This is a genomic window from Pseudomonas sp. 21615526 (assembly GCF_013386245.1).
Classification (GTDB): Bacteria; Pseudomonadota; Gammaproteobacteria; order Pseudomonadales; family Pseudomonadaceae; genus Aquipseudomonas.
On the sequence record NZ_JACAOM010000023.1, the window covers coordinates 18,423 to 28,575 of the forward strand.

11 protein-coding genes and 1 riboswitch are annotated in these 10,153 nt (G+C 63.0%); of the genes, 3 read left to right on the forward strand and 8 right to left on the reverse strand.

The features are described from left to right. Window positions 1-8: 8 nt before the first annotated feature. A riboswitch (yybP-ykoY riboswitch) is annotated at window positions 9-175 on the reverse strand. A 41-nt stretch (window positions 176-216) separates the two neighbouring features. From HX786_RS08595 to HX786_RS08630, 8 genes are all read right to left on the reverse strand, one after another. Then, the gene (locus tag HX786_RS08595) at window positions 217-1,167 is read right to left on the reverse strand and encodes an oligopeptide/dipeptide ABC transporter ATP-binding protein (RefSeq protein WP_003220120.1); all 951 of its coding nucleotides are present in this window, start codon (window positions 1,165-1,167) and stop codon (window positions 217-219) included. After that, the gene (locus tag HX786_RS08600; RefSeq protein WP_032898749.1) at window positions 1,164-2,159 is read right to left on the reverse strand and encodes an ABC transporter ATP-binding protein; all 996 of its coding nucleotides are present in this window, start codon (window positions 2,157-2,159) and stop codon (window positions 1,164-1,166) included. The genes HX786_RS08595 and HX786_RS08600 overlap by 4 nt, the downstream gene beginning before the upstream one ends. Then, the gene (gene ddpC / locus HX786_RS08605) at window positions 2,156-3,037 is read right to left on the reverse strand and encodes a D,D-dipeptide ABC transporter permease (protein WP_032868129.1); all 882 of its coding nucleotides are present in this window, start codon (window positions 3,035-3,037) and stop codon (window positions 2,156-2,158) included. Before ddpC ends, HX786_RS08600 begins: the two co-directional genes overlap by 4 nt. A 19-nt stretch (window positions 3,038-3,056) precedes the next feature. Further along, on the reverse strand, window positions 3,057-4,073 hold the full coding sequence (locus HX786_RS08610) for an ABC transporter permease (protein WP_008431420.1): 1,017 nt from the start codon (window positions 4,071-4,073) through the stop codon (window positions 3,057-3,059). A gap of 167 nt (window positions 4,074-4,240) precedes the next feature. Continuing rightward, complete coding sequence (locus tag HX786_RS08615; protein WP_008431417.1) at window positions 4,241-5,791, reverse strand: ABC transporter substrate-binding protein; 1,551 nt, start codon at window positions 5,789-5,791, stop codon at window positions 4,241-4,243. Between the two features lie 118 nt (window positions 5,792-5,909). Next, window positions 5,910-6,452, reverse strand: a complete 543-nt coding sequence (ddpX, locus tag HX786_RS08620) for a D-alanyl-D-alanine dipeptidase (RefSeq protein ID WP_177010053.1) — start codon at window positions 6,450-6,452, stop codon at window positions 5,910-5,912. A 21-nt stretch (window positions 6,453-6,473) separates the two neighbouring features. Next, window positions 6,474-7,328: a MurR/RpiR family transcriptional regulator gene (locus tag HX786_RS08625; protein ID WP_032898755.1), complete on the reverse strand. Its 855-nt coding sequence runs from the start codon at window positions 7,326-7,328 to the stop codon at window positions 6,474-6,476. A gap of 136 nt (window positions 7,329-7,464) precedes the next feature. Then, window positions 7,465-7,776 carry a hypothetical protein gene (locus HX786_RS08630; RefSeq protein WP_178911945.1) on the reverse strand — a complete coding sequence of 104 codons (312 nt, stop codon included), beginning with the start codon at window positions 7,774-7,776 and terminating at the stop codon, window positions 7,465-7,467. A gap of 162 nt (window positions 7,777-7,938) precedes the next feature. Between HX786_RS08630 and HX786_RS08635 the strand changes: the two genes are divergently transcribed. The 3 genes from HX786_RS08635 to HX786_RS08645 are packed head-to-tail and all read left to right on the forward strand — an operon-like array spanning window position 7,939 to window position 10,120. After that, window positions 7,939-8,613: a secretin and TonB N-terminal domain-containing protein gene (locus HX786_RS08635; RefSeq protein WP_177010051.1), complete on the forward strand. Its 675-nt coding sequence runs from the start codon at window positions 7,939-7,941 to the stop codon at window positions 8,611-8,613. Beyond that, window positions 8,610-9,155, forward strand: coding sequence for an RNA polymerase sigma factor (locus HX786_RS08640; protein ID WP_008431413.1), 546 nt, complete (start codon window positions 8,610-8,612; stop codon window positions 9,153-9,155). Before HX786_RS08635 ends, HX786_RS08640 begins: the two co-directional genes overlap by 4 nt. A gap of 38 nt (window positions 9,156-9,193) precedes the next feature. Then, entirely contained in the window at window positions 9,194-10,120 is a 927-nt protein-coding gene (locus HX786_RS08645; RefSeq protein ID WP_008431412.1) for a DUF4880 domain-containing protein, read from the forward strand. Window positions 10,121-10,153 lie beyond the last annotated feature (33 nt).

Below are 10,153 nucleotides of genomic sequence, written 5' to 3' on the forward strand. Positions count from 1 at the left end.
TAAGGCTTCCAGTCGGGCTGTATGAGTCAACGACACAACCACACGCCCGACTTCAGGTATGGATGTGTCGCTGGTCTCACCAACCAAAATGGTGTTCGCACCACGGCATGTTGCCGAGAATGTTGATACGAACGCTTCGAGAATCCGAAGCAGGCTACTCCCCAACGAGGTGGCGGATCATAGCCGCGCAATCATGAAAATTTCGTTAAGGACGCCTCACGGATGTTCCAGGTGACAGCGCACCTGCTGACTCATCCCACCCGTCAACCGCTGCGGCCGCTCACAGCCTTGTGTACGCCTCGGGCAGCGGTCGAGAAAGAAACACCCACCCGGCAACACCCGGTTCCCCGGCAGCTCTGTCGGTGCACTGACATACGCGTCGTCCAGCGCCACCCCCAGCTTGGGCACCGCCTCCAGCAACAGCTGGGTGTACGGATGCTTCGGCTGCTCCAGCACTTGCTCGGCACACCCCAGTTCCACGATCTGCCCCAGGTACATCACCGCCACCCGGTCGGCCATGTGCCGCACCACCGAAACGTTGTGGGAGATCAGGATGTAGGTCAGCCCCAGCCGCCGTTGCAGCTCGGCCAGCAGGTTGAGGATTTGCGCCTGCACCGAGATATCCAGGGCCGAGGTCGGCTCGTCCAGCACCAGGATGCTCGGGTTGGACGCCAGCGCGCGGGCGATGGCGATCCGTTGGCGCTGGCCACCGGAAAACTGGTGCGGGTAACGGTCCAGGTATTCGGCACGAATGCCTACCTGCGCGGCGACCTTGGCGGCGATGGTGCGCATTTCACTCTTGGGCGTGTCGCCAAGGGCGAACAGCGGTTCGGTGATGATTTTCCAGATGGGCAGGCGCGGGTCGAGGGACGATTGCGGGTCCTGGAATACGATCTGCACATGCCGGTGGCGTTCCCGGGCACTTTCGTAGACCCAGTCCACTTCACCGTCACTGGGCTTGACCAGGCCCATCAGCAACTGGGCGAGGGTGCTTTTACCACAGCCGGACTCGCCGACAATCCCCAGGGTTTCCCCACGGCGAACCTGCAAGTCGATGCCGTTGAGGGCGTGGGCATAACCGCGCGGGCGGCCCAGCCAGTCGGTTTTTACCGGGAACTTGACCCGTACATCCCGCAAAGCCAGCAGTGAATCTTGAGACACGGTCATTGCACCGACTCCCCGGCAGTCAGCCAGCACGCACTTTTGCGGGTGCCGGCAGGGTTGATCAGGTCCAGGCGCGGGCGCTCGATGCATTGGCTCATGGCCTGGGGGCAGCGTTCGCGAAAGGTGCAGCCTGAGGGCAGGGCGGCAAGGTTGGGCACTTGGCCGGGGATGGTCAGCAGGTCGTCGCCGGGTTTCACCTGTTCCGGCAAGCCGCTGAGTAACCCTTGGGTGTAGGGATGGCGCGGGTCGCTCATCACCTGGGCGGTGGGGCCTTCTTCCACCACGGCGCCGGTGTACATCACATACACCCGGTCGCAGAACTGCGAGACCACAGCCATGTCGTGGGTGATCAGCAGGATCGCGGTGCCGCGTTCCCGGGCTTTTTCCCGCAGCAGCAACAGCACCTGGCGTTGCACGGTGACGTCGAGGGCAGTGGTGGGTTCATCGGCGATCAGCAACTGAGGGTCGCAGGAAAACGCCAGGGCGATCATCACCCGCTGGCGCATGCCGCCGGAGAGTTCGAAGGGGTAGCTGTCGAGCACCTGTTCGGGGTCGGCGATGTGCATGTCCCGCAGCAGGGCGATGGCCTTGGCACGGGCGGCGGCCTTGCTCAGGCGCTGGTGGTGGATGATCACATCGAGCATCTGCCGGCCAATGCGCCGGGTCGGGTTCAGCGCGGTCATCGGCTCCTGGAAGATCATCGCCGCGTCACGCCCGCGGATCTGCAGCAGCTCCTTCTCGCTGGCACCGAGCATGTCGCGGCCGAGCATCTGCAAGCTGCCGGCGGTGATCCGGTAACTGCGCTCCGGCAGCAGGCGCAGGCTGAGCATCGCGGTCACGGATTTGCCGGAGCCGGATTCACCCACTACGCCGACGACTTCGCCGGGGTTGACGTGCAACGACACGCCGTTGAGTGCCTGGACGTTGTTGCGGTAAGCCGGGAATTCCAGGCTCAGGTTGTCGATGGCAAGCACTGCCGGACTGGACATGGTCATTTCCCCTGTTGCCGTGGGTCGAGCAGGTCACGAACACCGTCACCCAGCAGGTTGAAGCCGGTCGCGGTGACCAGGATCGCCAGCCCCGGAAAGGTCGAGTACCACCAGTTGTCGAGAATGAAATTGCGCCCGGTGGCAACCATCGCGCCCCATTCGGCGGTGGGCTGTTGTGCACCCAGGCCGATGAAACCCAGGGCCGAGGCCATCAGGATCGCGCTGCCGATGTCCAGGCTCAGTTGCACCAGCAACGGCGGCATCGCATTGCGGCCTACGTGCCACGACACGATGTGCCAGCGCCCGGCGCCGAAGGTCTGGGATGCCTTGACGTAGCCCATCTGCCGAATGCTCAGGGCCTGGCCCCGGGCCAGGCGCACGTAGAAAGGGATGCGCACCACGGTGATTGCCAGCATCGCGTTGAACAGGCTCGGGCCCAGTGCGGCGGCCAGGGCCATGATCAGCACCAGGGACGGCACCGACAGCATGATGTCCATCAGGCGCATGATCAGGCTGTCGAAACGCCCGCCGATGATCCCCGACAGGCAGCCCAGCAGCCCGCCCACCAGGCAGGACGAAAACGCCACGAACAGGCCCACGCCCACCGACTGGCGGCTGCCGTACAGCACCCGGCTGAACAGGTCGCGGCCGACTTCATCGGTGCCGAACCAATGTTCGGCGGAGGGCTCGGCCAGGCGTTGCGCCAGGTTCAGGGCATTGGGGTCATGGCTCGCCAACCAGGGCGCGAAGGCCATGCAGATCAGCACGATCAAGGTGATGGTCAGGCCGGCGATGGTCAGCGGGCTGCGGCGTATTTGATAGCCCAGGTACTCCATTCGCGCACGCCAGGTGGGGCGCTGTTCCAGGGGCACCGGTACGGGCATGGTCAGGGGAGCGGTCATCTCAATTCACCTCGCCGATGCGCGGGTCGACCACCCGGTAGAGCAGGTCGATCAGCATGTTCAGCAGTACATAAATAAACGACACCAGGATCGCGAAGCCCATCACCGCCGGGAAATCCAGGGACTGGATCGACTTCACCACATAGGCACCCATGCCCGGCCAGGCGAACACGGTTTCGGTCAGCACCGCGCCGTACAGCAGGTCGCCGAGGGTCAGGCCGAGCACGGTGATCGACGGGATCAGCGCGTTGGGCAGGGCGTGGCGCAGGATCACCGCCCAGCGCGACAGGCCGTACGCGCGGGCGGTACGGATGTAGTCCTCGCCCAACTGGTCGAGCATCGCCGAACGAATCTGCCGGGCGACTACGCCGAGGTTGACGAAACCCAGGGTGACGGCGGGTAGGATCAGGTGTTCCAGGGCATTCAGGAACAGTGGGATATCGCCGGCCAGCAGCGAGTCGATCAGGTAGAACCCGGTGATGGTGCGCGGTGGTTCGAGGCCTTCATCCAGCCGCCCGCTGCCGGGCAGCCAGCCGAGCTGGCCGTAGAACAACACGATCAGGCCCAGGCCGAGCCAGAAGGCCGGCGTGGAAATGCCGGTAACCGCCAGCGTTCGGGCGATCTGGTCGATGGCGCGGTTGTGATACACCGCTGACAGCACCCCCAGCGGTACGCCCACCAGTACCGAGAGCAGCAGGGCGGCGACTGCCAGTTCGAGGGTCGCGGGGAAGAACGCTTTCAGGTCTTCCAGCACCGGGCGGCTGGTGCGGATCGAGGTGCCGAGGTCGCCGTGCAGCAGGTCGCTCATGTAGCGGCCGTATTGCTGGTACAGCGGCAGGTCGAGGCCCAGTTGATGGCGGATGTTCTCGACAATGGCGTCGCTGGCCCGGTCGCCGGCAATCAGGCGCGCCGGGTCACCCGGGATCAGGTGGGAGATGCAGAAGGTGATCAGCGAAACGCCGACGACGACCAGGATCAGGCCGAACAGGCGTTTGCGCAACATATTCAGGAAGGCCATGAGGGCTCCTCGGTAACGCGAGACATTTGGATCAGGAATACAGCCTGGAAAACACAGCAGGTCCAGTGTGGGAGCGGGCTTGCTCGCGAATACGATGGGTCAGTCATACATCGGGTAACTGATACACCGCTTTCGCGAGCAAGCCCGCTCCCACATTTGATCGCGTGTTACTTACTGATCTCAGCCACGTTGAACACCTGCTCCAGCATCGGATGGAACACATAACCCTTCACCGAATCACGCATCGGCAGGGTGTAGTTCTTCTGATAGAGGTAGGCGTACACGCTGTCCTTGAGCACGATCTTCTGGGCTTCCTGGTACAGCTCGGTGCGCTTGGCCGTGTCGTTGTTGGCCGCCGCATCACGAATCAGCTTGTCCACCACCGGGTTGCTGTAGAACGAACGGTTGCCCGGCAGGCCTTGCAGGGAGGAGTCGAACCAGAAGTTCATGTACATGTAGGGGTCGGAGAAGTCCGGTGCCCACGAGCCGATGGACACGTCGAAGTCACCCTTGCCCAGGCGCTCGCGCATGGTGGCGTTGGCCAGTTTTTCCATCTTCAGGTTGATCCCCAGCGGCGCCAGGCTGGCTTGCAGGGTCAGGCCGATGGATTCCCAGTCCGGGTCCTTGTCGGAGTACATGTAATTCAGGTTGGTGATTTTTTCCGGGAGTTTCTTCAGGTTCGCGCCCGCGCTGTCCAGGTCCTGTTTCATCAAGGGCAGGCTCGGGTCATTGGCCCACATGCCGGCAGGAATCGGCCCGTTCATCAACTTGGCCTGGCCCTTGAGGATGCCGTCGACAATGCCTTTGTAGTCCACCGCATCAACGATCGCCTGGCGCGCATTCTGGTTGTTCAGCGGGGCTTTCTGGTTGTTCAGGTACAGGTAGGTCACCCGCAGCGACGGGAATTCCTTGATCACCACGTCTTTCTTTTTGGCCAGGTTGGTGAGCTGGTCCTGGGGCATGTCTTCGGCGATGTCCAGGTCACCGCGTTCCAGTTGCAGGCGGCGTACCGAGGCTTCGCTGATGATCTTGATCACCACCTTGTTCAGCGCGGGCTTGGTGCCGGCGTAGTAGGTGTTGGGTTCCAGGGTCAGGCTCTGGCCTTTCTGCCAGTTACTCAGGCGAAAGGCGCCGGAGCCGGCGGTGTGGGTGGAGAGGTAGGCGTTGACGTCGCCCTGTTTCACCACGTCCGGGTTGATGATGCCGGCGCCGTTATGGGCGAGGGTGTAAAGGAAGGGCGCGTAGGGCTTGGCCAGGGTGAACCGCACGGTGAGCGGGTCGACCACGGTGACTTTCATGTCATCCGGGAACGCGCCCGACGGGCCTTGCTTGAGCTGCATCACGCGGTCGAAGGAGAACTTCACCGCATTGGCGTCGACCTCGGCGCCGTCATCGAACTTGTTGCCGGGCTTGAGTTTGAAGTCCCACACCAGGCCGTCGGCCGAGGTGGTCCAGCTGTCGGCCAGGTCGCCCTTGACCTCGGTGCTGCCCTTGCCGTTTTCGACTTTGTAGGCCACCAGCTTCTGGTACGCCGGGTACGTCACCGCCCAATCGTTGTTGTCGATGGTCACGGCCGGGTCGAGGGTTTGCGGGTCGGCGGCCTTGCCGATCATCAAGGTGTCTTTGGGGGCGGCGGCACTTGCCGATTGCCACGCGCCCAGGCTCAGGGCGGCGCACAGCAGGGAGAGTGCGAGGGTCTTGCGGTTGCTTGGGGTCATGCCGGTTTCCTTGATTATTTAGAGGAAAAAGCGGGTTGGTTTATTTTTATGAAATCTATAACCGGGCAGTTGGAGCTAAAGGGTGCTGCTAATTATTGTGATGGTACGGTCCTTGTGATCAGTGTGACTCCTCAATTAATGGGAAAAGTTCGGCATCCGGCAACTCGTAGTGCCACCACTCGGTGGCAATCGCCTTGAAGCCGGCGCCGAGCATGATGCCCAACAACAGCAGGCGGTTGCGCTGCACCTGCGGCGGCAGGTCGGGGTAGAACTGGTGGGACTTGGGCTCCATGGCATCAAACGCCGTGCCCATGTCCAGGGGGGTGCCGTGTTCATCAATCAGTGTCAGGTCGACGGCCACGCCGCGGGTGTGGTGCGAGCCCAGGCGCGGGTCGCGCACGTAGTCCGGGTTGGGCAGGGCCTGCCACAACAGTTGCTGGGCGTAGGCCGGGCGATAGGCGTCGTAGATCAGCAGGGTCATGCCGGCCTGGCGTGCCAACAGGCTCGCCTTGCGCAGGCAGGCCGCCGCTTCGGTGTGCAGCAGGCAGCGGGTGTTGCGGTAGATCACGGTGCCTGCGAGGTTGTCGGCACTGGCGTAGATCAGGTCGACCTGTACCGGGTATTCCGGTGGGGCGATTTCTACCAATGGGCTGGTTTTCACTCAAAGATTTCCTTTCCAGGGTCAGGATTCGAACTGGCCGAAGGCCTGTTGCAGGGCGCGGTTTTTTGCCAGGCGTGCATCCAGTCGCTCGCCGTAGCGGTCAGCGACGGCAGACACCATCAGGTTGAACAGGCACGTCAGGGGCGCCATGGAGTCCCAGAACTGGCCGACATCGGTTTTCAGTTGCAGCAGGTCCAGGTCGTAGTCCCGGGCCCAGGGGCATTGCAAGTCAGTGATCAGCGCCAAGGGTAGACCCTGGGCGTTCGCGGTCTCGCAGAACGTGGGCGTGATGCTGGAATAGGCGCGGAAGTCCGCTGTGATGGCGTAGGGTTTTTCAAAGCCGGAGTTCAGGGTCTCGGCGTAGATCCCCGACAGGCCATCGACGTAATAGACCTTGGGACGGATGTATTCCAGGTGGCTGTGGAACGCATTGAGGATGCCTCGGGTGGACTGGATGCCGAGGATGAACACGGCGTCGGCGTCCACGATGTGCTGCACGATGTCGGCGAAACCCTGGCTGCGGGCCAGGCCGTACACATGCTGGATGGCTTCGATCTCGCGGTTGAGGGAACGGTCGAGGGCGTCTTCCTGATCGTTCTCCTGGCGAAACGCGCCCAGGCGGTCGGTGATCAGCCAGGAGGCTTGCGGGTCGCCGCGCAGGCCTTGCTTGACGTCATCGAGGTTGCGATAACCCAGGGTTCGCAAGAAACGCCCCACTGAAATCCCGGTGGTGCCGGCTTGCTGGGCGATGCTGTCGGCGGTTTCGAACGGCAGCTGTTGCAGGTTGCCCAGCAGGTAGGTCGCGATGCGCTTGCCGGTGGGCGTCAGCGTCGGGAACTGCTGTTCCAGCGTCCGCTGGAAGCTGTTTTTATCCATGACGTTTTCGCGCAGGCCGGTCATTGATGTTACTCATGTTTCATGATTTTGATGTCTGTTAGAAACATAACATCGGCAATCGCGATAACACAATGGCTTTCTTTGCACTGGGCGGGCAGGGGGGGACAAGCGGCGATCAAGGCCGCTGGGGTTTCACCGAAGTACCGAACGTATTGCCCATGCGCACACTGGTCGCTGCGGGTGTAGAGAGCCCGATCTGGTTCGGCTTGCGTTTGTCGATGGGCACCTGTTGCGCTTCCTGGTTCTTTTGCGTGGCCTTGGCGGCGTCCGGGTTGTTGCCCATCTGCTGGCTCAGGCAGCCATAGTCCGGTGCCTTGTAGCCATCCACATTGACCTCGGTGCAGCCATTCGGCGTTCCTTCGGCGTGGGCCATCAGCGGCAGGGCAGCACACAGCAACAGGCTGGCGAGGGTCGGGAACAGGTTCATCGGTGCCTCCTGGCGAGCCCTGGGAAATGGGCCGGTATGGCTCGAAAGTGTAGTGCAGCGGGCTGCCCGTCACCGTGATGTTTTTTTTGCTGGCACCGTAACATCAGGTTCATAAACTGGCCTCAGGATGACGGTTTTGTAGGCTATGTCGGACGTGTTGCGATGCTGAGCAGGGGGGCTTGGAGGCGCGCGGGCTGCTGCCTGGCTCTGCTGTTGGGGCTGGCGCAGGCCGTGCGCGCCGAAGTGACCCTGGACCTGCCCGCGCAGAACCTGGATAGCGCCCTGCAGGCGTTCAGCCATGCCACCGGCATGGCGGTGCTGGTGGACCGCGAGTTGACCCGGGGCCGGCGCTCCATCGGCGTGCATGGCCGCTACAGTGCGCAGCAAGCCCTGGGCCTGCTGCTGACAGGGAGTGGCCTGATGGCGCGTTATGCCCGCAGCGATGCGTTCACCCTGCAAGTCCCCGAGGTCAGCCAGCCGGCCACGACGCGGGGGCTGAAGGCAGGGCATGCAGCACGGATCAACAACAGCTATGCCGCGGCCTTGCAGCAGGCGATCGAACGCAGTTTGTGCCGTTCGCCGCTGACCCGCCCCGGCAGTTTCCGGGCGCTGGTGCAGGTGTGGGTCAACGGTGACGGGGTGATCGAACACAGCCGCCTGGTCAGCTCCACCGGTGACCTGCAGCGTGACGAAGCGCTGGTACGCGGCCTGGGCGCCACCCGGGTCGAACGTCCGGCGCCCAGTTCGCTGCGCTTGCCGGTGACCTTACTTTTGATGCCCGATTCAACAGGAACACGCATGGAATGCACAGCAGGGGAAGGAGTTTCCGGGGCATGAAAGATACCGGCCACAGCATGATGGTCAGCCTGTTCCTGGCGTCCTACGAGGACTTCAAGGTACGCCTGCGCAAGCGCCTCGGGTCCGAGGACCTGGCCAACGACGTGCTGCACGAGACCTACCTGCGGGTCGACCGCATGGACATGCCGCCGAACTTGGCGCAACCCAATGCCTACCTGTATCGAATGGCGCTGAACATCGCCGCTGACCGACGCCAGGCGGATGCGCGACTGTTGACCGGCAGCGAAGTCGAAGAGCTGCTGCAGACCGTCGATGAAGCCCAGGACCCGTCGCGGGTGGTGGGTGGCCAGCGGGAAATCCAGTCCTTGCTCAAGGCCCTCTACGAACTGCCGGCGCGGCGGCGCCAGATCCTTATTGCTGCACGTCTGGAAGAGGCGCCACACCTGGAGATCTCCAGGCGTTTCGGGATTTCCACGCGCATGGTCGAAAAGGAAATCAAGGCCGGGCTGGGCCACTGTGCACAGCGCCTTGAAAGAAAAGTGATCCAGCGGTTCGGTCCCGGGGCCGGAAAACCGTCTTAGTGATTGAGTCCCTGATAATCCGTTGAGTACCTGCGCGCTTGAACATTTTTAACCTCTCCGCTGCCCGTGCTGCGCCCGACAGCCCCCTGCACGATGAAGCGCGTGACTGGCTGGTGCTGCTGACGTCGGGCCGGGCCACCGTTGCCGATGCCAAGGCGTTGCGCCAGTGGTGCGCCCAGAGCCCGGAGCATGCCCGGGCGTTCGAGCAGGCCAAGGTGTTGTGGCAGCAATTGGCTCCCGCCGCCGAGCAGTTTTCCCGGCCGCGGCATTTTGGGCGGCGGGCGTTTTTGGGCGGGGCGATTGCGGCGTCGGCGGCGGTGTTGATGGTGCGGGTGACGGTGCCGGGTGGGTTTGCCGGGTTGACGGCGGATTACCGCACCGAGGTCGGCGAGCAGCGGCGGGTGGAGTTGGGTGATGGGGTTCGGCTGGAGCTCAATACGCAGACGCGGATCAGCCGGCGTGAGGGTGGGATTGAGTTGTTGGAGGGGGAGGTCGAGGTGCTGGCCGATGCTGCGATGCCGCTTCAGGTTCAGGCGGGTGGAGGGTGGTTGAGTGCGGCTCGGGCGCGGTTCAATGTGCGCAATACGGATCACAGTGTGTGTGTGACGTGTATTGATGGGGCGCTGTTGGTGGGTGTTGGGGGGCGTACGGTTCGGCTTGAGGGTGGGCGGCAGCTGACTTATGACGCCAGCGGTGTGGGTGAGCCGGTGGCGGTGGACGTGCAGGCTGTGGTGGCTTGGCGGGAGCAGGTGCTGGTGTTTGATAATGCGACGCTGGCGACGGTGGTGGATGAGATCAATCGCTATCGGCCGGGGATGTTGCTGCTGATGAATGCGCAGTTGGGCAAGCGGCGGGTGCAGGCGCGGTTTAGTCTGCATCAGTTGGCGGGGGTGGCGCTTTTGATTCGCGATGCGTATGGGGCCAAGTGTACGGAGTTGCCTGGCGGTGTTGTTTTGTTGAGTTAGATCGGTGTGCATATCCGTTATTGGGGTAACGAC

What these genes read in the sequence shown, in the direction of transcription:
- HX786_RS08595 (WP_003220120.1), bottom strand. Translation starts at nt 1,167, where the DNA reads ATGACCGTGTCTCAAGATTCACTGCTGGCTTTGCGGGATGTACGGGTC.
- HX786_RS08600 (WP_032898749.1), bottom strand. Translation starts at nt 2,159, where the DNA reads ATGACCATGTCCAGTCCGGCAGTGCTTGCCATCGACAACCTGAGCCTG.
- ddpC (WP_032868129.1), bottom strand. Translation starts at nt 3,037, where the DNA reads ATGCCCGTACCGGTGCCCCTGGAACAGCGCCCCACCTGGCGTGCGCGA.
- HX786_RS08610 (WP_008431420.1), bottom strand. Translation starts at nt 4,073, where the DNA reads ATGGCCTTCCTGAATATGTTGCGCAAACGCCTGTTCGGCCTGATCCTG.
- HX786_RS08615 (WP_008431417.1), bottom strand. Translation starts at nt 5,791, where the DNA reads ATGACCCCAAGCAACCGCAAGACCCTCGCACTCTCCCTGCTGTGCGCC.
- HX786_RS08625 (WP_032898755.1), bottom strand. Translation starts at nt 7,328, where the DNA reads ATGGATAAAAACAGCTTCCAGCGGACGCTGGAACAGCAGTTCCCGACG.
- HX786_RS08630 (WP_178911945.1), bottom strand. Translation starts at nt 7,776, where the DNA reads ATGAACCTGTTCCCGACCCTCGCCAGCCTGTTGCTGTGTGCTGCCCTG.
- HX786_RS08635 (WP_177010051.1), top strand. Translation starts at nt 7,939, where the DNA reads ATGCTGAGCAGGGGGGCTTGGAGGCGCGCGGGCTGCTGCCTGGCTCTG.
- HX786_RS08640 (WP_008431413.1), top strand. Translation starts at nt 8,610, where the DNA reads ATGAAAGATACCGGCCACAGCATGATGGTCAGCCTGTTCCTGGCGTCC.